This window comes from Gemmatimonadota bacterium (genome assembly GCA_041390125.1).
GTDB lineage: Bacteria > Gemmatimonadota > Gemmatimonadetes > Longimicrobiales > Gaopeijiaceae > JAGQIF01.
Map to the genome: position 1 here is coordinate 204,931 of JAWKQN010000011.1, position 24,383 is coordinate 229,313.

The 24,383-nt window shown below is 70.8% G+C and carries 18 protein-coding genes; 7 read left to right on the top strand and 11 right to left on the bottom strand.

Features of this window, described 5'->3' with window-relative positions:
* Positions 1-85: 85 nt before the first annotated feature.
* Both R3E98_13690 and R3E98_13695 read right to left on the bottom strand, forming a co-directional pair.
* Positions 86-1,390, bottom strand: coding sequence for an aminotransferase class V-fold PLP-dependent enzyme (locus R3E98_13690; protein ID MEZ4424456.1), 1,305 nt, complete (start codon positions 1,388-1,390; stop codon positions 86-88).
* Between the two features lie 171 nt (positions 1,391-1,561).
* The gene (locus tag R3E98_13695) at positions 1,562-2,068 is read right to left on the bottom strand and encodes a DinB family protein (protein MEZ4424457.1); all 507 of its coding nucleotides are present in this window, start codon (positions 2,066-2,068) and stop codon (positions 1,562-1,564) included.
* A gap of 242 nt (positions 2,069-2,310) precedes the next feature.
* Here R3E98_13695 and R3E98_13700 point away from each other — a divergent pair, with 242 nt between their 5' ends.
* Positions 2,311-3,456 (top strand): saccharopine dehydrogenase C-terminal domain-containing protein, encoded by a 1,146-nt coding sequence (locus R3E98_13700; protein MEZ4424458.1) that lies wholly within the window; start codon positions 2,311-2,313, stop codon positions 3,454-3,456.
* A gap of 24 nt (positions 3,457-3,480) precedes the next feature.
* Here the strand turns inward: R3E98_13700 and R3E98_13705 are convergent, their stop codons facing one another.
* The gene (locus tag R3E98_13705) at positions 3,481-4,170 is read right to left on the bottom strand and encodes an SIMPL domain-containing protein (GenBank protein ID MEZ4424459.1); all 690 of its coding nucleotides are present in this window, start codon (positions 4,168-4,170) and stop codon (positions 3,481-3,483) included.
* 221 nt (positions 4,171-4,391) lie between these two features.
* On the opposite strand from R3E98_13705, the gene R3E98_13710 reads away from it, so the two are divergent.
* Positions 4,392-5,231: an alpha/beta hydrolase-fold protein gene (locus R3E98_13710; protein ID MEZ4424460.1), complete on the top strand. Its 840-nt coding sequence runs from the start codon at positions 4,392-4,394 to the stop codon at positions 5,229-5,231.
* Between the two features lie 72 nt (positions 5,232-5,303).
* On the opposite strand, the gene R3E98_13715 is transcribed toward R3E98_13710, so the two are convergent.
* Complete coding sequence (locus R3E98_13715; protein ID MEZ4424461.1) at positions 5,304-5,747, bottom strand: PIN domain-containing protein; 444 nt, start codon at positions 5,745-5,747, stop codon at positions 5,304-5,306.
* Complete coding sequence (locus R3E98_13720; protein ID MEZ4424462.1) at positions 5,731-6,030, bottom strand: AbrB/MazE/SpoVT family DNA-binding domain-containing protein; 300 nt, start codon at positions 6,028-6,030, stop codon at positions 5,731-5,733. The genes R3E98_13715 and R3E98_13720 overlap by 17 nt, the downstream gene beginning before the upstream one ends.
* A gap of 273 nt (positions 6,031-6,303) precedes the next feature.
* Here R3E98_13720 and R3E98_13725 point away from each other — a divergent pair, with 273 nt between their 5' ends.
* Positions 6,304-7,194 carry a hypothetical protein gene (locus tag R3E98_13725; protein MEZ4424463.1) on the top strand — a complete coding sequence of 297 codons (891 nt, stop codon included), beginning with the start codon at positions 6,304-6,306 and terminating at the stop codon, positions 7,192-7,194.
* Positions 7,195-7,255: 61 nt separating this feature from the next.
* Here the strand turns inward: R3E98_13725 and R3E98_13730 are convergent, their stop codons facing one another.
* The 3 genes from R3E98_13730 to R3E98_13740 all read right to left on the bottom strand — a co-directional run bounded on the left by R3E98_13730 (position 7,256) and on the right by R3E98_13740 (position 9,750).
* Complete coding sequence (locus R3E98_13730; protein MEZ4424464.1) at positions 7,256-7,888, bottom strand: hypothetical protein; 633 nt, start codon at positions 7,886-7,888, stop codon at positions 7,256-7,258.
* Between the two features lie 102 nt (positions 7,889-7,990).
* Positions 7,991-9,508, bottom strand: a complete 1,518-nt coding sequence (locus tag R3E98_13735) for a winged helix-turn-helix domain-containing protein (protein MEZ4424465.1) — start codon at positions 9,506-9,508, stop codon at positions 7,991-7,993.
* Complete coding sequence (locus R3E98_13740) at positions 9,508-9,750, bottom strand: hypothetical protein (GenBank protein ID MEZ4424466.1); 243 nt, start codon at positions 9,748-9,750, stop codon at positions 9,508-9,510. The genes R3E98_13735 and R3E98_13740 overlap by 1 nt, the downstream gene beginning before the upstream one ends.
* A 158-nt stretch (positions 9,751-9,908) precedes the next feature.
* On the opposite strand from R3E98_13740, the gene R3E98_13745 reads away from it, so the two are divergent.
* Both R3E98_13745 and R3E98_13750 read left to right on the top strand, forming a co-directional pair.
* Positions 9,909-13,103, top strand: coding sequence for an amidohydrolase family protein (locus R3E98_13745; protein ID MEZ4424467.1), 3,195 nt, complete (start codon positions 9,909-9,911; stop codon positions 13,101-13,103).
* A 37-nt stretch (positions 13,104-13,140) separates the two neighbouring features.
* A complete protein-coding gene (locus R3E98_13750; protein ID MEZ4424468.1) occupies positions 13,141-14,076 on the top strand; it encodes an AEC family transporter in 936 nt (311 codons plus the stop codon).
* A 6-nt stretch (positions 14,077-14,082) separates the two neighbouring features.
* On the opposite strand, the gene R3E98_13755 is transcribed toward R3E98_13750, so the two are convergent.
* Together R3E98_13755 and R3E98_13760 are read right to left on the bottom strand one after the other, a co-directional pair.
* On the bottom strand, positions 14,083-17,439 hold the full coding sequence (locus R3E98_13755) for an amidohydrolase family protein (protein MEZ4424469.1): 3,357 nt from the start codon (positions 17,437-17,439) through the stop codon (positions 14,083-14,085).
* Between the two features lie 174 nt (positions 17,440-17,613).
* The gene (locus R3E98_13760) at positions 17,614-18,936 is read right to left on the bottom strand and encodes a PQQ-binding-like beta-propeller repeat protein (GenBank protein MEZ4424470.1); all 1,323 of its coding nucleotides are present in this window, start codon (positions 18,934-18,936) and stop codon (positions 17,614-17,616) included.
* 126 nt (positions 18,937-19,062) lie between these two features.
* Between R3E98_13760 and R3E98_13765 the strand changes: the two genes are divergently transcribed.
* The gene (locus R3E98_13765; protein MEZ4424471.1) at positions 19,063-20,220 is read left to right on the top strand and encodes an NAD-dependent epimerase/dehydratase family protein; all 1,158 of its coding nucleotides are present in this window, start codon (positions 19,063-19,065) and stop codon (positions 20,218-20,220) included.
* A 25-nt stretch (positions 20,221-20,245) separates the two neighbouring features.
* Here the strand turns inward: R3E98_13765 and R3E98_13770 are convergent, their stop codons facing one another.
* Positions 20,246-21,547: a hypothetical protein gene (locus R3E98_13770; GenBank protein ID MEZ4424472.1), complete on the bottom strand. Its 1,302-nt coding sequence runs from the start codon at positions 21,545-21,547 to the stop codon at positions 20,246-20,248.
* Between the two features lie 254 nt (positions 21,548-21,801).
* Here R3E98_13770 and R3E98_13775 point away from each other — a divergent pair.
* Positions 21,802-24,383, top strand: a 2,582-nt coding sequence (locus R3E98_13775; protein ID MEZ4424473.1) for a M14 family metallopeptidase, incomplete at its 3' end; no start/stop codon positions are given.

Consider the following 24,383-nt stretch of genomic DNA (forward strand, 5'->3'; position numbering starts at 1 on the left):
GCTTCGCGCGCCGGGAGCGGCACCGGGGCGTACCGGGACGCGCGTCACACGCCACCCCCGGCTGACGTCGTGGTCTTCCCCCGGCCTATGCCCTCGCCAGCGTGTTCAACGCCTCCGCCAGCCGGTCCACGTCCGCAGGCGTGTTGTACAGCGCCGGCGTGACCCGCACGCAGTCGCCGCCCGCCACACCCGTCCGCCACACCGTGAAGATGCCGAAGCGGTCGAGGAGCTCGGCCACGAGGGCCTGGTTCTCGGCGCGGCCGCCCCGGCCATGGAGCCGGAAGCCCGTGATGGCCGCCACCAGGTCCGGGTCGTCGGGCGTGAGGACGTCGACCCCGGGCGTGGCGCGGACGGCCGCCACCCACCGATCGCGTAGCGCGCGGAGCCGCGCGGCCTTGGGAGCCCCCCCGACGCGGTCGTGGAAGTCCAGCGCGGCGGGGACGGTCAGGAACGTGGCGAAATGGGCGGTGCCGGTGTGGATGCGGCTGTCGATGCGGCCGTTGTCGTCCTCGCCCAGCATGGGCGCGATGTCGTCGAGGCGATCCTCGCGGATGTACATGAGGCCGGCGCCCACCGGCGCGCCCAACCACTTGTGCAGGTTGAGCCCGACGAAGTCCGCGCCCAGGTCCTCGAGCTTCAGATCGCACTGGCCGAACGAGTGCGCCGCGTCCACCACCACGTCCACACCGCGTGCGCGGGCCATCTCCGCGATCTCGCGCACGGGGAGGATCAGGCCGGTCTTGTTGTTCAGGTGCGTGAGCAACAGAAGGCGCGCGCGCGGCGTGCGTTCGAGCACGCTCGCATAGGTGTCCAGCACGGCCTGACGCGACGCCGGCTCCGGCAGGTCGAAGCGCACCAGCCGTGCCCCCCGCTGTTCCGCCAGCGCCTTCATGGCCGTCTGCATGGAGCTGTAGTCGAGGTCGGCGTAGAGGACCGCGTCGCCGGTCCCGACGTGACGGTACTGGATGATCAGACGCTGCAAGGCCTCGGTGGCGCCGCGCGTGAACGCGATCTCCGTGGGCTTGGCGCCGACGAAGCGGGCCACCCGCTCCCGCGCCGCACTCAGGTCGGCATCGTACTGACGACGCGCATAATAGGAGCTTTCCTGGTTGACCCGGTCGATGTGCGCGTGGAAGTCGGCGAGGACGGGCGCCGCCATCATGCCCCAGAATCCCGCTTCGAGGTTCGTATAGCCGCTTCCGGTCCTGTAGTAGGCGCCGACCCGACGCCAGTACGCCTCGTCCCGCGCCACCTGCTCGGGCGGACCGTCCGGTCGGGCGAGTGGCGGCAGCGCCTCCTGCGGAGCACCGGGCTCCTGGGCCTGGAGCGGGAGGGCGGTGGCGGCACCCGCCACTCCGGCGGTGCGGATGAAGCCTCGGCGAGTGATCATGGCGGGGCGCGGCTCCGCAGGAGGGCGGATCGGTGGTCGAGACGCACCGTAGGGACGCCGCCGGTGCAGGGGCAAGGGGCCGCGGGGTGGGAAGCGTGCCCGGCCCGAGCCGGCCTCCGGGGTGGATGGGGCGGCCGCGGTGGACCCCAGGTCCCACCGGCGCGCGGCCGCCTAGTCCGGATGCACGCTGTTCTGGAGGACCTGCGGCTCCGTCAGGCCATAGAGCGGCGGGGTGTCGACGCCCAGGTCCGCCAGCCGCTCATAGATCTGGCCGCGGTGGTGGATCTCGTGCTCGACCATGGCCCGGAGCCACTTCCAGGCCGTGAGCTGCACCCCGCCCGGGGTGGGGCAGCGGCGCTGGAGCGCCTCCGGCGTGAGGGTCGCAAACCGCGCCATGGCTTCGGCGTGCATGGCGTCCAGGTAGCCGATCACGGCGTCATGGCCGTCGGCGAGCTCCGGCCCGCACCCCGGGTAGCGGCTGGGGTGGCCGTGCACGTTCTCGGCCCACATCCAGCGCTCCGTGGCCGCGATGTGCCGGATCAGGTCGCCCAGGCTGAAGCGTCCCTCTGCGGGCCGCCACTCGAGGCGGTCCGGCGGAGCGAGCACCGCGACGTTCCGGGTGCGCTCCCGCACCCGCTCGAAGTACGGGAGGAACTCGTCGATGGTCGAGATGTCCATGGGCGGCCGGGCCAGGGGAACCGGGTGCGGTTCCACAAGCTAGCGGCGGGGCCGATCGCCGGGGGGCGGGGTCTCGGGCTCCTCCGGCTGCCGGCCGGTCGTGCCCTCGGCAACGGCCCCCTGCCCATCCCCCGCGGCATCCCCGTTGCTCCGATCCACGGGCTCCGATGATCTTCGATGGCTGCCCGCGGGCCGATCGGACGGGTTTTGCGCGGGACAAACGCTGTTTCGGGGGCACGTTCATGAAATTCCTGGTTCTCGGGGCGGGCGCACAGGGGTCCGCGGCCGCGTTCGACCTCCTCCGGCGCCCGGAGGTGGAGCAGGTCATCCTCGCCGACCAGCGGGTCGACGACCCCAGGCCGTTCCTGAAGCCCTACGTGGGCGACCGGCTGGAGCTGCGCCCGCTGGATGCCCGGAACGAGAGCGCTGTGCAGGCCCTCATGGCCGGGGTGGACGGGGTGCTCTGCGCCCTGCCCTACTACTTCAATCGCCCGATGACCGAGCTGGCGCTGGAGGCCGGCTCCCACTTCTGCGATCTCGGCGGCAACACGGCGATCGTCCGCCAGCAGCGGGAGCTGCACGAGGCCGCCCGGGCCGCGGGCCTGTCCGTGATCCCGGACTGCGGGCTGGCCCCCGGGATGGTCAACATCCTGGCCCAGGCCGGCATCGACGACCTCGATACCACGAACGCGGTCGAGCTCTTCGTGGGCGGGCTGCCCCAGCATCCCAAGCCCCCGCTGAACTATCAGGTCGTCTTCTCCCTGGAGGGCGTGATCGACTACGCGACGACGCCGGTGCTGGTCCTCCAGGACGGCAAGGTGGCCGAGGTGGAGCCGCTCGGGGACCTGGAGACGGTGTCCTTCGACGCGCTGGGCGACCTGGAGGCCTTCAACACCGCAGGCGGCATCAGCCTGATGCCCTACCGCTACCAGGGCCGGATCGACCGGATGGTCTACAAGACGCTCCGCTATCCCGGCAATACGTACCTGATGCGGGCCATGCGCGACATCGGTCTGTTCGGGCACGAGCCGATCGACGTGGATGGCCAGACGGTCGTCCCCCGTCGGGCCTTCATCGCTGCCGTGACGCCACACCTGCGCAACCCGGACGGGGACGACCTGGTCGTGCTGCGGGTGGACATCCGGGGCACCCTGGCGGGAAAGCCCGCGCTCATCCGGTACGAGCTCATCGACTACTACGACACCGAGCACGGTGTGACGGCCATGATGCGCAGCACGGGGTACTCGCTCGCGGCCACGGCCGTCCTGCAGGCGGACGGCCGCGTGTCCGAGCTGGGCGTGCGCACGCCCGACGAAGCGGTGCCGGCGGACGCCTACCTGGACGAGCTGCGCCGGAGCGGCGTGGAGGTGGTGCGCAAGACGGGGTGAGGAGGCGTGGGCCGCGTGCGAAGGCTACGGCAGGACGGCGTACTGGATCGTGATGTGCGCCGTCACCACGAGATCCTGGGGCCGGATCGGTGGCCCGGACGAGTTTGCCACGAATTGCGTGGCCCCGCTCCAGGGTTCGTCACGATCCGGATGGACGATCAGGTGCACGACGCGGCCCAATCTGAGGTCGGCCAACTCCGCGATGAGCTCGGCGCGCTTGCGGGCGCTGGCCACAGCGGAGGCGAGCGCTTCGTCGCGCGCGGATCCCAGGTTCGAAGCCGAGAAGCGCACGCCCCGCACCTGGACGTTGGCGATCCGCACAGCGCGCTCGATCACATCGGAAACGGACTCGACTCCGGTGACGATCACGCGGAAGTCGTTCTTGGCGACATGCTCGAACGGTAGCGCGGTGCGTTGATCGGTGCGCCCGGCCTGCACCGAGAAGGCGTCCGTGAACATGACCGGTGGCTCGGAGGAGAATTCGCTCAACACGCGCACGACGCCGCGAGCGGCTTCGGCCACCTCTGACGTGGCGGAGTCCGCAGTTCCCGACGTGACGTTGATGGTGAACAGGATCTCGGCGATGTCCGGTCGCACGGAGCGCGACGCGGTGGCGGAGACCGTCACCACCTCCGAGGTGGCATTGTCCTGGGCCGCCACGACCGCGGGCAAGGACAGGACACCGATCAGGACTGCGCTGAACCCATGGTGCATCGTACCCTCCGGACCTCCCCTGCAGGGGCCCCGACCCTCCACTGCCAGCCTAGCCGCAAGATCCTCGCCACCGGGATGTTGTGCGGTCGCATCGCCCCGGAACGGCCCCAGCGGGCTGCGCCCGGCCCGTTGCGGAGCATGCTGATCCCGCGCCGAGCGCGTCGTGCACGGCTCCCCCGTCCACCCATCTGGACGTCCCGCGTCCCCTGTCCGAGATCTCGATGAAGACACCGCTGCTGACCCTCATGGCGCTCCTTCTCCTCACGGGGTCGTTGGTCGGACAGCAGGCGACCCCGCCGGCGGCTTCCGCATCTGCGCCGCTCACGATCGGCGAGACGTTCACGCTCGAGTCCACCGTGCTGGGCGAGACGCGGACCATCAACGTGTACGCACCGCCCGCCTGGGATGAGGAACCGGGGACGCCGCGTCCCGTCCTCTACATGCCGGACGGCGGCATCGCCGAGGACTTCCTGCATGTCGCGGGATTGCTGCAGGTGTCGGTGGGGAATGGGACCATGCGTCCATTCCTCCTGGTGGGGATCGAGAACACGCAACGGCGGCGCGACCTCACCGGCCCCACGGACGATCCCGAGGACCGCACCATCGCGCCGGTCGTGGGGGGCTCCGCCGCGTTCCGCGCCTTCCTGCGCGCCGAGCTGATGCCGCTCATCGACGCGCGGTACGCCACCACGGGCGAGACCGTCCTCATGGGCGAATCGCTCGCCGGGCTCTTCGTGGTGGAGACCCTCGCGCTCGAGCCCACCCTGTTCGACACCTACATCGCCTTCGATCCCAGCCTCTGGTGGAATCGAGGGCACCTGGTGGAGACGGCACGCAATTGGATTCCCCGCGTGCCGGGGTCACGTACGCTCTGGCTGGCCCACAGCTCGGAGGAGACGATCGCCCTCCTGACCGGGAGGCTGGGGGAGATCCTCGCGCAGGGGGCGCCGGGCAGCCTCACCTGGCACGTGGAGCCGATGCCGGACGAGACGCACGCCACGATCTACCACCCGGCGGCACTGAAGGCCGTGCGGAGCCTGCTCGCGGTGGGATCGCGGTAGACGGGCGCGTGCGGGCCGGCGCCCGGAGATCCCGGGTCGTCGTGTCCGCTCGGCCGGAGGGACTCGAGCGACTCAACCGCTCGTGCCGGTCTCCTTGAACGGATCGAGCACCAGCACGCCGCCGTACCAGCGTTCGTGCTCGAAGTCTTCCGAGTACAGCACACCCAGCCCGTGCACTTCCGCGCACGCCCACATGTGCGCATCCCACACGGAGAGCTGATAGGCCGCCATCCCCTGCAGGGCGGTGCGCACGACGCGAGCGTCCGGATACACCACGTCGAACTGGCGGAGCAGGTCTTCGGCTTCGCGCAGGGCCACGTCGGGGCTGAGGAGCGTGGTGCCGTCGCGTTGCGTGCGCGTCGTGGCCGCCACGAACTCCAGGACGGACTGATGGGCGAGCCGCAGGCTGCCGGCCGAGATCCCTTCCCGGAGCAGCGCGTCCGCGCGCGCCTGTTTCGCCGGGAAGCGTGGGTCGAACCGGTAGACCAGGACGTTGGTGTCAACCAGAGCGGCCACGACCGTACAGCTCGTCCCGGGTCCATGCGCGACCGCCCGGGGCGTCCGGGCGCTCTTCCTGCGCGGCCCCCGCCGCTCGGTGGTCCCTCCGCTCCGTCGCCCGGTCGAAGAGGGCCAGGCGCTGGGCTACACCCAGGCGCTGCGTCCCGACCGAGCCACCGACCACCACGCGGATCTCGTCCCCGGCGGGGATCCAGTCGATCTCGTCCCCGGGCTCGATTCCGTACCGATCCGCCACCTCTTTGGGGATCGACACCTGGCGCTTGCTGGTGACCTTACTCATGGCCTTACGATAGCAAGGATCATGGCCTTGTTCAATCGAGCCCCGGCGCCCCACGCCTGGAGGGTCGGCCCGACCGTAGGTCCCTCAGGGCTGTCTCATCCCGGCTCCCCAGTTGCCTGGCCCGGAACTGGCCGGACGTCTGGCCGACATCCCGGAGGTACCCGTCCCCACGCGCCGTGTCCTATGGAATCGGGGCGGAGGACACCCACCCAGGAACGGAGCCGCCGAGGGGGCGGATCCGGCGACCCTCGAACCCACGAGGATGGAAGGGCCATGAGCCGATCCCACCGATCTCCGATTCCGCGCGCGCTCCGACGGACGTCGCCGTGGGCGCTCCTCCTCGCCGCCGCCGCCCTGGGCGCCTGTGACACCGGCACCGGACCCGGCGCGGACCCGGGCACCCCACCGGAGCTTCCGGCCGCGACCAGCATGAACGTGGACTTCGGGCTGTTGGGGGCGGCCCCGGCCCAGGCGGCCGAGGTGCACGAGCTGGCCGCGCTGATCGCGCGGGCGGAGGAGCATGCCGCGGCGTCGGGTGTGGGGCTCCACTTCACCACCGCCGCGCTGAGCGTGGTGGTGGCCCAAGCCATCACGGCGCTCCACCTCGTGGTGCCGGCCGCGGTGTTCGCGGCCGCGGCCAACAACACGCCCTCCTTCGAGGACGACGACCGCTGGCACTGGCGCTACACCGCCTCGCATGCCGGTCAGCTGTGGACCGCGCACCTGTCGGGCGCCGTGCAGGGGGATCAGGTCGGGTGGGACATGCGCATCACGGCGCCCCAGACCAATCCGCCCCTGGACGACTTCGTGTGGTACAGCGGCACGTCGCGGCTGGACCGGACGGCCGGCACGTGGCGCTTCAACGAGATCACCCGGCCGGGCACGCCCACCGAGGTGGTGCGGGTGGACTGGACCCACGAGAGCGACGTCGTCCACGGCGTGACCATCACCGTGACGAGTGGCCCCAACGTGGGAGACATGCTGACGGCCGACCGGGACGGAGACGACCACCTCGTCACCTGGTACGACGCCTCCGAGAACGTGGAGGTCGAGATCGGCTGGGATGCGGGCACCGGGACGGGCTACATCATCGCGCCCGGGTACAACGGCGGCGTGAAGTCCTGCTGGGACGGCAACCAGAACAACACGCCCTGCAGCGGCTGATCCCGCAGGCCGCGCGGGTGCGGCCGAGGGGGCGTCGCGCTTCCCGCGGCGCCCCCGTCGGTCAGCGTCCCGGCGTCATCCCGGCGCACTCCGCCGAGCGGACGCGTGGCGTCTCGCGCACGTGCGTGAAGACGCCCCACGGCTGCCAGCTCCGGTCGTCGGCCCGATAGAGGATCGTGTTCCGGCGGGTGTTCTCATCGATGGGGCTCAAGGTCTCGCGATACTCGCGGCTGCTGGTATCGGGATCGTAGCTGCGGTAGTGCCGCACCAGCGTGTCTCCGGGAAGTACCTCCATCCACCCGATGTTCATGACCTCGAAGGGCCGGACCCCGTCCCGGGTGAACGACACCCACTGGATCTCCTGGGTGCCGTAGTGATAGCCCGCGAAGCCCTGGCTCACCTGGACGCGCTGGCCCTCGATCTCGCGGTACTCCGCGTCCAGGATGGTCTTGCCGGGGATGCCCCACGCGAACTCGATGCCGATGCCGGGAGGCGCGTCCGGGTCCCCGGGAACCCACCCGCCCAGGTGGTACTCGGCGGCACAGAGCGCCCGGTTGTCCACGTCGAACGGGGGCTGCGCATCGGGGGTCTGGGCGGCGCCGGGCCCGGCGAAGACACCCAGCACGGTAGCTGACCGCGCGATCGCGCGCAGCCAAGGACGAAGGACCGGCTGCGGCGCGCGTGCACGTCCCATGGCGTCTCCTCGCTTCGAATGGGGCTCGCCGCAGGATCGGACGCACGGGCGTGCGAGGCCATGCGAAGTCCGTGAGGATCGCATGAGGACTGCGTGAAGGGGTCAGCTCCGGGCCGGGGAGCCGCTCAACTTGAGGCGGCGGAGCACGCTCCGGAACGCGACCTCGTCGGCGAGCGCGCGCAAGCGGGGCTCGACCGCCGCCGAGAGCACCGCCAGGGAGGGCTGCCGTGCGGCCTCCTCCAGCGCGCGCAGCGCCTCGACCGTGCGGCCCGCGTCCGCGTAGGCGACCGCCAGGTAGAACGGGGGATCTCCGTCGCGCACGGCGTCCTCCCACGCGGCCACCCGCCACTGCCGGACCCGTGCCAGCACAGTGGCGGGGTCGGCGGACGGTTCCGGAACGTCCTCGGCGCCGTAGGTGGCCAGCAGCGTGCGTCCCACCTCGGCAGCTTCCGCGTGGCGCTGCGCCCGCACCAGCGCATCGAACGCGCACCCCAGGGCCCAGACGGCCCGCGGATCCAGTTGCAGCGTCTCGCGGCAGGCCGCGGCGGCGCGGTCGAAGCGTCCTGCCCACAGGTGCAGCAGCCCCGCGTCCGCCAACAGGAGGGGGGTGAGGGGATCGCCGCGCTCGGCGTGCGCAAGCGCCTCCTGCGCTTCGTCGAACCGACCCTGCACCGTGAGCAGGAAGGCGAGCGCGGTGAGCGTGGTGGGATCGTCGGGATGGGCGGACAGCGCGCCCGTCAGCGAGGCCTCGGCCTCGGTCCACGTCCCGTCCAGCATCTGGACGCCGGCGAGCGCGCGCAGCGCGCCCGGGTCGGACGGATCGAGGCGCAGCCCCGCCAGCGCCGCGCTGCGTGCGTTGGCAGGGTCGTCGAGCCGCAGCAGGAGCTCGGCCTTCAGCCCCAGCGCCGGGGCGAGCTCCGGCGCGCGCACCAGCGCGCTGTCGAGGAGCGCAACGCCCAGGGCCGGATCGCCGTGGGTCCGCGCCAGGTGCTGCGCCTTGAGGACGAAGAGGCGCACCTCGTCCGGAAGTGACGGCGACGCCGCGTCTCCGCCGAGCTCCGGTTCGACCCGGGCGGTTGGGGAGGTTACGGGCGGGGACGCAGCCGGTGGACCGCGACGAGCCACCGTGGCGACGGACGCGAGGGCCACCCCGACCACCGCCGCGACGGCGGCGGTCGTGAGCAGGCGGGCACGTCGCGCGCGCCTGCGCGAGGGGACCGCGTCCCATCCTCCGGAGACCGGGGTCGTGGGTGCGACGACGTTCGCGCCGGTGAGCACCGCCGGCGCCGGTGCGTGCGCGACCGGTGCGATGAAGCGGTAGCCGCGACCCCGCAGCGTCTCCACGAACGCAGGGGCCGACGCATCGTCCTCCAGCGCCTGCCGGATCTGCCGGATGCACGTGTTCAGCGACTGCTCCGCCGCCCCCGGGAGCCGGGGCCATCCCAGCTCGCGGAGCTCCCTTCGGGAGACGAGATGTCCGGGCTGTTCGACCAGACGGATCAGCAGACGGGTGGGACGGGGCTCGAGCGGCACCGGGCTGCCGTCCCGGAAGAGCTCGCCCGAAGCGGGGTCGAGCCGGAACGGACCGAAGTGGTAGCTGCCGTGCGCCTGCCCCTCCATCACCATTCCTCCGCCTCGTCCCAGCGCTCTTCGTCCCAGAATGCGTCTTCGGCCCGCTCGATCTCCGATTCGTCGAGCGGCTCGTCCTCCTCGAAGGCGAGCGTCCCGTGCTCGACGATCCGCCGGATGTGATCGTCGTCCAGGCCGGCGCCCGATGCGGTCCCCCGGGCCCGGAGCCGCAGGAATGCGGCCGCCAGGAGCATCAGCAGCACCACCGAGAGGACGAGCCCGAGAGGGTCCATGGGGCTGACGTAGGCCTCCGCGCACCGGATCGCAACCCGCCCTTCCTCCGGCCGGAAGGGGGGCCGACTCGGTGCGCCACTCCGGTCCGGCCCCTACGTTCAAGGCCACGGTCATCGGCCCGTCCGTCCGGACGACCCTACGCTCCCGGAGCCCCTGCATGTCCCGTCTGCGCCCTGTTCGCCTGGACCCCTGTGTCCCGCTCATCGTGCTCGTCGGCACCCTCGTGGGCTCCTCCGCCCTCGCGGGCCAGCAGGCCCGCACGGCCGGTCGCGCCAGCGCCTGCGACAGCCTCTGCATCACGCCTACGCGCACGATCACGTTCGAGACCACCCAGGGCACGCAGATGAACGTGGACGTCTCCCCGGACGGGCAGACCCTTCTGTTCGACCTGCTCGGGGACCTGTACACGGTCCCGCGCAGCGGTGGGACGGCCACGCGACTCACCAGCGGGACGGCCCTGGACCTGCAGCCGGTGTTCTCGCCGGACGGGAGCCGCATCCTGTTCGTGAGCGACCGGAGTGGTAACGAGAACCTCTGGGTGGTGGACGCGGACGGCTCGAACCCGAGACCGGTGACCACCGACCGCGGAGACCTGCACTACGACGACCCGGAGTGGTCACCCGACGGCGACTACGTGCTGGTCCGCCGCAACGACGAAGCCACGCCCAACACGGGGCGCCAGGCCTGGCTGGTGCATGTGGACGGTGGACGGGGGATGGCCCTGGCGGAGGAGGCGGAGGGCAGCGGCTTCCGCTGGAGCGCGGACGGTCGCTACGTATTCTTTCGCGATACCGAGGGACCGCAGGCGACCGCCGCTCAGCGTGGCAACGGCATCCCGGCGCGCGCGCAGATCCTGCGTCTGGACCGGCGCACGGGGGACGTGGCGCAGATCACCAACACCCCCAACGGTGCCGCACGGCCCGCGGTCTCACCGGACGGGGCCTGGCTGGTCTACGTCGCGGACGTGGACGCGCAGAGCGGTCTGCGCGTGCGCAACCTCGTGACCCAGCAGGACCAGTGGCTGGTCTTCCCCATCGACCGCGAAGCCCCGGACGACCGGACCCGGTTCACGTTCACGCCGGACAGCCGCGCCGTGGTGTTCGTGTCCGAAGGCACGTTCCACGAGGTGGACGTGCGCACGCACGACGTGCGCCCCATCGCCTTCACGGCGCGTGTGGAGCAGCAGCTCGGACCGCGGATCCAGCACCAGATGCCGTTCCGGGAGGACTCCATCGCCATCCGCAACGTGCGCTACGCCGAGCGCAGCCCGGACGGGCGGAGGCTCGTCTTCGGCACGCTCAACCAGATCTGGGTGATGGACCTGCCGGGCGGTACGCCGCGTCCGTTGATCGCCGGCGGCGCGGGCCACTACCAGCCCACGTTCTCCCCGGACGGCAGCAGCATCGCCTTCGTGAGCTGGCACGAGACGGAGGGAGGCCACGTGTGGCGGGTGCCGGCAGCGGGCGGGACGCCGCAGCGGCTGACCACCCACCCCGCGTACTACGCCAACCCGGCGTGGTCCGCCGACGGCAGCCGGATCGCCTACGTCCGTGAGGATCCGGCCGCCACCCGCAACCGCGACACGCGCAACACGGGCTTCCTGGAGTGGATCCCGAGCAGCGGGGGCGAGGCGCAGTCCGTGGTCTCCATCCCCTCCGACAACGCCCTGACGTTCACTGCGGACGGGTCCCGCATCACCTTCGCGGAGAACGGCACGTTGGTCTCCGTCCGCCTGGACGGCACCGAGCGGCGCGAGCTGGCGAAGGTGGAAGGGGCCGACGAGATGCTGCCCTCCCCTGACGGACGCTGGCTGGCGTTCACACTCCGGGAGGAGGTGTTCGTGGCGGCGCTGCCGCCCACGAACGAGACGGCGACGATCACCGAGCGCACGGGGCCGGGCCCCGTCCAGCGCGTGACCCGGGACGGTGGCCAGGACCTCGGGTGGGCGGACGGGGGCGAGACGCTCACCTGGGTGTTCGCGAACGTCTTCTCCCACCTCGATCTCGATCGTGTGTTCGGGCCGGCGGCGCCGGATTCGGCCCTGGACCAGCAGGCCGTCCACGAGCGCATCGCGCTCACCGTCGCAACGCCGCGTCCCCAGGGGACGGTGGCGCTCACCGGTGCGCGCGTGGTGACGATGCGCGGAGACGAGGTGATCGAGGGCGCGACGATCGTGGTGACCGACAACCGCATCCGCGCCATCGGCCCGTCCGGGTCCGTGCAGGTGCCCGAGGGGGCGCGGGTCATCGACGCGACCGGCAAGACCATCATCCCGGGCCTGATCGACGCGCACGCCCACATCCGCGGCATGCCGCGCGACGTGCTGGTGCAGATCGCGCCCGAGCCGCTGGTCAACCTGGCGTTCGGTGTGACCATGTCACGGGACGTGAACGCCTCGACGGACCAGTTCCACTACCGGGAACTGATCGCGGCGGGACGGATGCTCGGACCCCGGATCTTCATGACGGGGCCGTCCCAGACCACGCGGGCGGTGAAGATCGAACGGTTCGAGGATGCCCTCGCGGGTGTGCAGCGCTACGTGGACCGCGGCTCCATCTCCACCAAGCAGTACATGCAGCCGCAGCGGCGCCAGATGCAGTGGATGCTGCAGGCGGCCGACCAGCTCGGCATCAACACCACCGCGGAGGGCGGGGGTGTGATGCGCCAGGTGGCGATGATCCTGGACGGCTACACCGCCATCGAGCACGCGCCCACGGACGTCGTGCACATCTACGACGACGTGGTGCAGCTCTACGCGCGCTCCGGGACGATGTACGTGCCCACCCTGGTGGTGGCGTCGCCCAGCACGTATCAGGGCGAGCTCTACTGGTATCAGACCACGGATGTGCATGCGAACGAGAAGCTGGCGCATTTCCTGACCCACGACGCGCTGGATCACAAGTCACGCAACAGCCAGCGCTTCGCGCTGGAGGACTACTACTTCCTGGAAGGCGGCGCGGCTGCCGCGCCGATCCTGCACGCAGGTGGGAACGTCGCCGCGGGCGGGCATGGCCAGGTGCACGGATTGGCCGTGCACTGGGAGCTGTGGATGCTGGAGATGACCGGCATGACCCCGCACGAGGTCCTGCGCACCGGCACGATCAACGTGGCCACGGGGATGGGCATGGCCGCGGACTTCGGGAGCCTGGAGGTGGGAAAGGTCGCGGACCTGGTGGTGCTGGACGCCAACCCGCTCGAGGACATCCGCAACAGCACGGCCATCCGCTGGGTGATGAAGGGCGGTGAGCTGTACGAGGGCAACACGCTGGACATGGTGTGGCCGCGTACGGAGCCGCTGCGGGCGTTCAAGTACACGGATTTCGGGCCGCCGCGGGAGGGAGCGCCGCGGTGACCGGATTCGCCGGGAGCGGCGGGAAGACCGCCGCTCCGTGAGCACGTTGGTCACCACGATCGCGCCGGTCTTCGGCGTGATCGTCCTCGGCTTCCTGGCCGTGCGTCTGGGTCTCTTCGGGCCTACCGGCGCACAGCGCCTGGTGCGCTTCGTGTTCAACCTGGCCATCCCGGCCATGCTGTTCCATCGGCTGGCCCGGATCGACTTCCCGGACCACATCGAGTGGGCGTTCCTGCTGGCGTACTACGCGAGCGCCTTCCTCGCGTACGGGGCCGGGATGGCCGTGGCTCGCTTCCGCTTCGGGCGGCCGCGGGACGAGCAGGCCATCTACGGCATGGGGGCGGGGTTCTCCAACACGGTGCTGCTGGGCATCCCGCTGCTGCTGACCGCCTTCGGGCCGGAAGCCGAGTTGCCCGTCTTCATGATCATCGCCTTCCATTCCATCACCCTGCTGCCGGTGACGGTGGCGCTGATCCAGTCGGGGCGACCTCGTACGGAGGCGAGACCCGGCGTCCGGTGGGCCCGCCTGGTCGGGGAGATCCTCGCCAACCCCATCATCGTGGGCATCCTGCTGGGGCTGCTGGTCAACGCGCTGGGGACCGGCCTCTGGGCGCCTCTGGATGCCACCGCCGCTCTGCTGGCCACGGTGGCCATCCCCTGTGCGCTCTTCGCGCTCGGCGCGTCCCTCGCGGGCTATCCGCTCCAAGGCGAGCTGGGGCCCGCAGCCGCCCTGGCTACCCTCAAGCTGGTGCTCCAACCCGTGCTGGCCTGGATCCTGGCCGTTCCCGTCCTCGGTCTGGGCGCACCCTGGGCCGCCGTGGCGGTGGTCATGGCCAGTCTGCCGAGCGGCGCCATGGTCTACCTGTTCGGCGCGCGCTACGACGCGGCGCAGGGCGTGGCCGCCAAGACCGTCCTGGTAGCCTCCGCGGTGTCGGTGGTCACCATCTCGGTGTGGTTGGTGGTGATGGGGTGACCCGCCTCACCCGCCCCGCCGATCGAACACGTCCGTCCCCACCGTATCCGTCTTCATGGCGTCATCGTTGAGCCAGTAGGCCGGTCCGAACGGTACGGCGTTGGGCCACACCTGGTCGAGGGACATGGCCTCGTAGAGCGTCCCGCCCTTCATGACGTACTGCGCGTCCGTGGTGGCGCGGATGTCGTCCAGCGGGTTGGCGTTCAGGATCATCAGGTCGGCCAGCTTGCCCACCTCGATGGAGCCCAGGTCCTGATCGGCGCCGAGCAGGCGGGCGCCGTGCAGGCTGGCCACCTCCAGCGCGCCGTGGTTGCCGAGCGCGCTCGCGCCCATCCAGGTCTCCCAGTGGGTGGCCAGGCCGTGGTGCTCCCCGTGGGAGCCCACCGCACCGTACCCGCCCTCGGAGATGATATCCGCCATCGCCTGCGCGATCAGCGGGAAGGAGTAATCCGTGGTCGGGCGGAGCCAGCGGTTGCGGGTCTGCGGCACCAGCATGCGCCACGGGAACCAGTGGCGCTGCTTGGGATCCTTCCAGACATCGCTCTCCTGGAAGAAGTACTCGATGCTCCACGCGGCGGGCCCGGCCACCACCAGGGTCGGGGAATAGGTGGCCTGGGCCTGTCCCAGGAAGCGGGCGCCATCGGAGTACATGGGGACCTCGCTGAAGGCGTGCTCCCACGCCGTCTGGCCGTCCATGATCATGCCCAGGTTCTCGACGAACGAGCCGCCCTCCGACGTGATGTTCACGCCGATCTGACGGGCGGCCTCGCTGAACCACTGCCGTTGATCCCGCCGGGGCTGGGCGTACTGCTTGATCTGCGTGGCACCCCAGTCGGTCAGGCGCCGCACCGCGGCTACGGCATCCGCGAGGTTGGAGATCTCGTTGGTGTGCGGACCATCCCCGCCGGACTGGTTGTCGCCTGTGCTGAACCCGCGCGGTCCGATCATCTCCCCCGCCTCGATGAGCTCGGCGGTCGGGAACATGTTCTGACTCCACATGGACACGTCCATGGTGGTGGTCACGCCGTACGCGAGGTAGATGGCCTGCTCGTAGTCGTGCCGGGGCCGGATGCCGCGCCACTCCCGGTAGTGGTGCGCGTGCATGTCCACGAAGCCGGGAATGATGGTCTTCCCGCGCGCATCGATCGTGCGGGCCACGCCGTTCGTGTCGCACTGGCCCACGCAGGCGATCCGGCTGCCGTCCACCACGATGGTGCCGTTCTCGATCACCTGACGGTCGTTCAACGTGACGATGCGGGCACCCGTGAGCGCGATCCGACCCTGCGGCACAGCGCGCGGGACGCGGAGCGCCAGGGTCGTGGTATCCGTGACGCCCGTGTCCAGGTGATGGACGTAGTGCCGCGGGCCGCTCCCGTACTCGAGCGTGGTCTCGTTGCGCCAGCGCGGGAACAGGCCACCGTCGCGCGTGAGCTGCGTGACGGGGAGCGCTCCGCGGCGCTTGTCCACCTCCAGCACCTCGCCGCCGAGCGACTCCCAGCCCATGGGCTGGACGTACACGTTGTCCCCCTCCTGGAACGCCACCCAGCGCCCGGTGGGGGACGGCACGATCTCCTCGGCGTTGGGGAAGCTCAGGTGCTCCTGCTTGTCGCTGCCGTCGGCGGCCACGCTCATGAGCGACGTGCGGCTGCGGCCACCTCCCTCCGGCTCCCGGATCTCCGGATAGAAGATGCGCCCGTCCGGTCCGAACGACGGACCTACGAGCTGGCGGCGCGCCACGCCTTCTCCCGGGATGGTGACGACGTACGCCCCGGCTTCCCCGCCGGAAGGCGGGTTCGCGGAGAACCGCACGAGATCGAAATACGCGTTCGCGGTCATCGTCTGCTGGCGCGCCGTGGCGCCCTCACCTCGCGCCACCACCACGGAGCGTCCGTCCGGGCTCCAGACCGGGTGGGCGTAGTCCCCGGGTTCGCGGCTCAGGCGCTGCGGCTGTCCGCCTGCCGCCGGCACCTTCCAGACGTGGCCGCGGATGGTGTCGTCCCAGCTCACGAACGCGATCCAGCGTCCGTCCGGGCTCCACGCCGGCATGTACTCCAGCGGATCGAAGCTCTCGGCCGTGACCCGCCGTGGCTGTCCGCTGCCCTGTTGCGTGTAGATGCGGCCCACGGCCTGGAAGGCGAGCGTGCCGCCGTCGGCCGTGGAGGTGGGCCAGCGGAAGAAGACCACGTCGATGGGATCGTCCGTGATCCGGAACTCCTTGCGGGCCATCTCCGAGATGGTGCGCTGCACGCGCGCCTGGAACGGGATCGTGGAGACGTCCCCGGAGGCCACGTCCACACGCCGGATCTTCCCGCCCTGTGTGATCAACACGGAGCGGCCGTCGCTCGCCCAGTCGTAGCGCGGCAACACACCCAGCGTCTTGCCCCCGGACGCGATGATGGGCTCGATCGGATCCATGAGCAGGCGCTCGGCGCCCGTCTGCAGATCGCGGAGCCACAGCGCGCTGCGCGGTCCGAACTCCTGCCCCTTGAACGAGAGCACTCCGTCGGGGATGTGGCGCGCGAACGCCAGCCAACGGCCGTCCGGTGAGACCTCCGGTGCGGCGGCGCCACCGCTGGACTGCCGGCCGGCCGCCGCCCCGTCGCTGATGCCCGCGCTGATGTCGACGATCTCGCCCGTCTTGAACTCGAAGCGCTTGACCTGCTGCGAGCCGCTCAGCGGCTGCCCGTCCGAGACGTTCCGGTTCACCTGGAAGTAGAGGAAGCGTCCGTCCCCGGAGACCGTCGGCCAGGACGGCGCACCGCCGTCCGTCCCCACGAGCTGGACGCCGCGGCCTCCGTCCTTGTGATAGAGCCAGAGGCCATTCCCGCCGCCCCCGCCGCCGCCGGGGGCACCGCGCGTGGCGCGCCGCACCACGATGTAGTCCCCGTCCGGCGTCCAGGCCGGCTCGAAGGCGGTCACGTTCAGGTCGCTGAACACCGCGCGCGGGTTTCCGCCGTCGGCGTCCATGATCCACAGGTTGTACTGGCCACCCCGGTCGGTGATGAAGGCGATGCTCGACCCGTCCGGCGAGATCCGCGGCTGGACGGACAGCGCCACCCCCGCGCTCTGGGTGAGCACCTGTGCCTCGCCCCCCGCCACCGGCATGCGGTAGATGTGCCCCAGGAGGTCGAAGGCGATCCACGTCCCGTCCGGGGAGAGGTCCACCGCCATGCGGGTGCCTTCCTCGGTGGTGAAGTCGATCTGGCGGGTCGCTCCGCGGGCCTGGGTGACGTCCCAACGGGAGCCGTTCTCCTCCCCACCCCCCTGGCGTTGGGCGGCGGCGTCCTGGACCGGGAGGGCGGTCACGAGCGCGAGGCAAAGGGCGCGCAGGGTCGACTTCAAGGACGGAGCGGAGGTGGGCATGGAGCGGGGTCTCCGGGACGGACGAGTCGCATTCGGGTCGGCACCAAGAGTGTGGTACCCGACGCCGGCGCGCCATGGAGGCAGCCCCGGGACCGGCTGAGCCCGGCGTTTCCGGGCTCGGCGCCTGGCCCGGTCCCGTGCTGGAGCGGCGCGGAAGAACGGTGAGCCGGTCTCCTACCGCAGCGCGTAGACCTTCCCGTCCGTGCTCCCGATGTAGAGCACACCGTCCACGATGCTGGGTGAGGAGAGGAACGACCCCACCGTGAACATGGTGCGCATCCCGATCATCATGCCGTCCAGCGTACGGTCGGGGTACATCCGCCCGGACTCGAAGACCCCGGTGGAGTCCGTCCAGGGCGCGAGGTTGGCCTTGGACCCGTCGGACTGGAAGTGGGCCGCGAAGCGGCCGGTGCGCACGTCCACGGCGTGCAGCCAGCCGTCGGAGGTCCCGTAGTACACCCGGTCGCCGGCGATCGACGGGGAACCGAAGCTGATCGCGTGGTTGGGGAGGTCGAAGCGGACCTCGCCCGTCGCTGCGTCCAATGCCTTGAAGCGGCGTCCATCCGACGTGGCGAAGTAGACGACGCCGTCCCGGACGGCCGGGGAGCCGATGGTCCACCCCCCGTGGTTGTCGTGGACCCAGCGGGGGTGACCGGTGGCCGCGTCCACGACGTGGAAGTGTCCGTCACGCCCCCCTACGAAAACCGTTCCGTCGACGACCGCCGCCGAGCTGGCGATGCCGATCTGGTTGTAGATCACCGTGTCGTTGCCGGTCGTGTAGCGCCAGCGCTCCCTGCCGGTCTCCGCGTCGAGCGCGTAGAGGTTGCGGTCCCAGCTTCCGACGATGACCTGGCCGTCGGCCACCGCGGGCGAGGCGTGGATCACATCGCCCGCCCCGAACTGCCAGCGCAGGGTGCCCGTGGCAGCGTCGAGCGCATACACGTGCTGGTCGCCGCTCCCGATGTAGAGCGTGCCGCCCGTGACGGCTGGCGAGGAGAGGAACACGTCGAAGGGGTCCGGCATCCGCTCCGTCCGGGGTTGGGCCCCATGGATGCCGGGAGCGGTGAAGCGGCGCTCTCCCCGGGTGGCGAACGTCCAGCGCTTCTCCCCGGTGGCCTCGTCCACGGCGTAGACGTTTCCGTCCAGGCTGCTGAAATAGACCAGCCCGCCGCTCACGGCCGGAGAGGAAGCGATCGAGCCGCCCGAGGTGAACCGCCAGCGTTCCGTGCCGCTCGCCCGATCGATGGCGTACAGCACGCCGTCCGAGCTCCCCACGAACACGACGTCCCCCGTGACCGCAGGCGAGGAGAGGACGCGGCCGCCCGTCTGGAACGTCCAGACGACCTCCTCCAGCGTGGGAGCCTGTGAGTCGTAGACGCCCTGGTGGGCGGGGCCGCCGCGGAACATGGGGGCCTGCGCCGTCCCCGAACCCGGCCCCACCAGGGAGAAGAGCGCCAGGAGGAACGGCGGGATTCCAGCGTGCGCGTACGAAGCCATGGGTCCAGGAGGACGAAGGGTGGACAGCGTGGGGGCAACCCGGGCAGCGGGTTCGGGGTCTCTTTCGTGGGATGGGTCCGAGCCGTGGATGGGTTGGCCGGCGCACACCAGAGGGGGGAGATCAGCGTGGACCGACGGGGATTCCTGGGGGCGGCCCTGGCCGCCGCGGCGCTCCAAACCGAAGCACGGACCGCAGCCGAGCGGCATCCGACACCGGCGAGGAATCCGAGCGTTCCTGCGGCTCCGCCCCGCCGGGCGCTCCGCATCCTCATGCTCGGAGGCACCGGCTTCATCGGTCCGCACATGGTGCGCAGCGCGCTGGAGCGTGGCCACGAGGTCACGCTGTTCAACCGGGGGCGCACCAACACCGACCTCTTCCCCCAGGTCGAGAAGCTGATCGGAGACCGCAACGGCCAGCTCGACGCGCTCGCCGGGAGACGCTGGGACGTCGTGATCGACAACAGCGGCTACTATCCCTCGCACGTGCGGGCCTCGGCGGAGGCGCTCCGCGGCTCGGTCGACCACTACATCTTCACCTCGACCATCGACGCCTACCGCGACTTCAACACCGTGGGGATGGACGAGTCGTATCCGTTGCATCCGCCCTCGTCGACGCGTCCGGAGGACCCCAGCCGCTTCTACGGTCCCCTCAAGGCCGACTGCGAGCGGATCGTGCGCGACGTCTACGGCGGGAGCTCCACGCAGATCCGACCGGGATGGATCGCCGGGCCGGGCGACAACAACCACCTGCTGACCTACTGGTGCGTCCGCATCGATCGGGGCGGGGAGGTGCTCGCTCCGGGTGAGCCCGAAGACTCCATGCAGGTGACGGATGTACGCGACCTCGCGGCGTGGTACGTGCAGATCGCCGAAGAACGCATCGCGGGAGCCTACAGCGCAGTCGGACCGGTTTGGTCGTGGGCGGAGACCCTGCACGGGATCCGCGCCATCACCGCTGCGGACGTGTCGTTCACCTGGGTGGATGCGGACTTCCTCCTGGAGCGCGACCAGAAGCCGTGGACCGACATCCCGTTGTGGTGGCCGGCGCGCAACGATTGGGGTCCGCGATCGTTCGGGGGCAACATCGGCGGCGAGGGCGCGTTCGCCATCGATGGATCCCTGGCGTGGGCCAACGGCTTCGCGCGCCGTCCCCTCGCCGACACGGCGAGGTCGACGCTGGACTGGTACTGGGAGACCTACGACGACTGGCCGGAGGAGCGGCGCCCGGGCTTCTCTGCGGCCGTCGAGCGGCGGCTGCTGGAGGAGTGGAAGGCGAGAAGGTAGGGGCCGGGCGCGAGCGGCGGTGAACTCAGTCGCTCGGGGACGGTGCTGCGGAGGGCGCCACGCCCGCCGCCTTCCGTGCGACGAACCGCGTGGGCACACCGGTGATCGCTTCGATGCGTCGCGCGAGGATCTGGCTGGGGCCGGGCCCGGGTACGCCCTGCAGGAGCACCGTCGGCCTACCAGCGGTGGGTACCGCCGTGAAGCGATAGCTCAACGTCGCCGACGCGCCCTGACCCATCTGTGCGTCCGGCGTTGCCTCGATGGCGTCCAGCTCGGCGGTGGGCAGACGCCGAGCGCGCCGTCCTTGCACGAGGTGATCCGGGTGCACGATCAGCGTTCCACTGCCGAAGGAGGTGGCGAGCCCCACGCCGAACACCAGCAGTCCCAGCAGCACGAACACCAGCGCCACGAAGCCGGTCAGACCGCCCAGCAGCGCAGCGAACGGGTTGTTGCCGAAGGCGCCCAGCGCAGCCGCGCCCAGCAAGGCCCCCACTCCCGCGAAGACGAGGCCGAAGACGCCAGCCGCGGCGCCAACCCGCAGGTTGCGGCCAGGCAGGAGCTCGATGTGCACTGCACCGGCGAGCTCCCGCACGCGCACCTTCGGGTGCGGGTGCGCATCCGTACCCAGCGGCTCGACCCGGAATGCCTCCTGTGCGGCGCGGGGCGTTTCCGATGGCAGCACCGGAACCAGGAAGACCACGTCCAGATCGGGGCCTCGTCCGGGAACGTACAGGCCGACGTGCCAGTCGCAGCCGTCCTTCCCACGGACCCGGCTACACGGCAGGTCGGGCGGAAGGACGAACGTGAACGAGAGGCGCTGTCGACCGGTCCGCCAGCGCTGTACGCGCGGGTGGCCCTCCGCGGCCCAGAGTACGTGGTGGCGCGTCGAGTCGCCCGCCGTCTCCACACGCGTGCACGTGATGCGGACGCGGCAGGACCGGGCATCCGACGGGCTCTGCGGCATCTCCACCGAACCCCCCAACGGGCCCCCGGGGCTGGCGGGGAAGGGATCCAGGCGGAGGGCGACGCCACGGAACCGCAGCCAGCGCGCGCCGAGGATGGAAACCTGCAGCAGGAAGGACGCGCATCCCACCCCCCACAGCGCTGCCCCCGCGATCCAGGGCGCATCCCCCGCCTCGATGCCCTTCCACGCGGCCGTCCAGGCTCCGAGCCCCATGCCCCCCAGAATCACCAGGCCCACGCCCGCACCGAGCCACTCGCGGGCCCATGGGGGGCGGATCAGGCCCCGGTTCCAGCGGGAGTCGTCGAGGCCGGCCAGCGCGTTGTCGACCGCCTCCGGCCCCGGGCGGGTCGGTAGTCCTCTCATGCGGATCCACTCCGGTGGAGGGGGAGCGAGCCGAAGGGCCACCACCGTTTGCGAGGAGTATGCCAGCGAAGGCAGTACGCGCAGGGAAGGCCCCTACTGCCGGGGGTGGCCCGCACGCGAACACCCCGCGGTCGAGGCCGTGACGCGGGAAGGTGGCCTCGGATGGTTGCCGCCCCGCATCCCCGTCTCCACTCTGACCGGGCCTGGGCGCGAGACCTGCGCCCCTCGCCCCTCCGCGCTCCGAGGCTCTTCCGGTGGCCCAACCGTCGTCGTCCGCAGCCGCGTATCGCCGCTCCGCCTCAATCTGGCCGCGGGTCCTCGCCGCGCTCGGTGCGCTGCTGGTCGGCGCCCCGCTGCAGCTCCAGGCCCAGATCCCGACACCCGCCGACATCATCGGCTTCGCGCCCGGCGAGGACTACACGCTCGCCGCCTATGCTCCCATCGCCCGCTACTTCGAAGCGCTCGATCGGGCCAGCGACCGGATGATGCTGGAGAAGATCGGCGAGAGCACGCGGGGTGAGCCGCTCTACCTGGCGGCCATCTCCACACCGGAGAACCTCGCACGGCTGGAGCGCTGGAAGGAGATCACGCGCACGCTGGCCTACGCCCGCGATCCGGAGCGCGGCTACCCCTCCGTGCTCGCGGAGGAGACGGCGCGGGCGCTGGCGCGCGAAGGCAAGGCCATCGTGTGGATCGACGGCGGGCTGCACGCCACGGAGGTGGCGCACGGGCAGGTCATGCCGGAGATGGCCCACTGGTTCGTCACGGACGAATCGGAGGAGACCCGTCGGATCCGCGACAACACCATCCTGCTGCTCATGGCCAACATGAACCCGGATGGCCTCAACACCGTGGCCGAGTGGTACATGTCGCAGGTGGGCGGCCCCCACGAGGTGGCTCCGGTCCCCGAGCTCTACCACCACTACATCGGCCACGACAACAATCGCGACTGGTACATGCTCACGCAGGTGGAGACGCAGGCGGTCACCCGCGCGCTCTACCACGAATGGTTCCCGCAGATCGTCTACAACCAGCACCAGAGCGGTCCGTTCCCCGCCCGCATCTGGATGCCGCCCTTCGAGAATCCGGTGAGCCCCCACCTGGACCCGCTGCTGGTGAGCTCGCTCAACCAGATGGGTCATTCGATGCGCAAGCGCTTCGACGTGGAGGGCAAGCCTGGTGTCATCAGCGACGTGGTCTACGACCTGTGGTGGAACGGCTCCATGCGGGGCGGTCCGGACTACCACAACATGCTGGGCTTCCTGACCGAGACGGCGCTGTATCGCTACGCCACGCCCGGCTGCTACGACGAGATCCCCGACGCCTTCAACGATCGTGCGGGAAACCTGCCGGCGAAGACGCCGTCCACCAACTACAACAACCCCTGGCCGGGTGGGTGTTGGCACATCCGCGACGCCATGGACTACATGATGACCGCCGCCAAGGCGGTAGCCGACATGGGGGCGCGGTTGAAGGAGGACTACCTCTTCAACCACTACTGGATGGGACGCAGGCAGATCGAGCGCGGGCAGCGCGCGGAAGGCGGTCCCTTCGCCTACGTGCTCGATCCCGACGCGGCACACGACCCGAGCGCCGTGTACGAGTTCATGGACCTGATGCGGCAGTCGGGCATCGAGTTCGTGCGCGCGGCCGGCGCGTTCAGCGCGGACGACCAGCGTTTCCCCGCGGGCAGCTACGTCATCCCGCCGCAGGCCTTCCGCCCCTACGTCGTGGACCTGATGGAGCCCAAGACCTATCCGGATCGCCGGATGTACCCGGGGGGACCTCCGGAGCCACCCTACGACATGACCGGCTACGAGCCGCGCTTCTCGATGGGGCTGCCGGTCGTGGGCATCGACACCCCGTTCGCGATGCCGGACGGCGCGTGGGGAGAGGTCGAGGTGCCCAGCCGGGCGGGATTCGCCGACGGCGCGGCCGGGTACGTGCTCCCGGCCACGAACAACTGGACCTATCGTGCGCTCGGGACGCGGCTGCAGGAGGGCCTGCCGACCTTCCGGATCACGCGCGCGTGGAATCCGTCCGACGTCGCCGGATCCGCGGAGCATCCGGTGGCGACCCCAGGGGCCTACTGGCTGCCGGGACTGTCCGCTGCCGGCGCACGGGTCCTCGCCGAGATGGGTCTCGAGCCCGTCCCCGTCACCGAGGCCCCTCCGTCCGATGCGCTGGCCGCTGTACGGGCCCCGCGCGTCGCCATCTATCGCTCGTGGGAAGCTCCCATGCCGGAAGGATGGACGCGCTGGGTGCTGGACCAGTACGGCTTCGAGTGGACGAACGTGTGGGACGCGGACGTGAAGGCCGGAGCGCTCTCCGACTACGATGTGCTGGTCCTTCCCGACCAGAGCGAGCGCGGCATCCGCGAGGGTCACGAGCCCGGCAGCATGCCCGACCGGTACGTGGGAGGCCTGGGCGAGGCCGGGACGGAGGCCATCCGGCGGTTCGTGCGCGACGGTGGGTGGCTGGTCGCGTTCGATGCGTCCGTGGACTATGCGATCGCCGCCTTCGATCTGCCCTTCCGCAACGTCGTGCGCGGCGTGGACTCGCAGGACTTCTTCATTCCCGGGTCGATCATCCAGCTGCGCGTGGATCCATCGCACCCGCTGGCCTGGGGCGTGGCGGAGGATGCGGTCACCCTGTTCGCGGGCAGCCAGGTGCTGGAGCATTCCGGCAGCGACGGAGCCTCCCGGACGCCGGTGTGCTACGCCGACACCGACTACCTCGTCAGCGGCTGGACCCTGGGCGGAGATGCGTACCTGGCGGGTCGCACGGCCGCCGCCCAGGTGTCCGTCGGTGACGGACAGGTGGTGCTGTTCGGGTT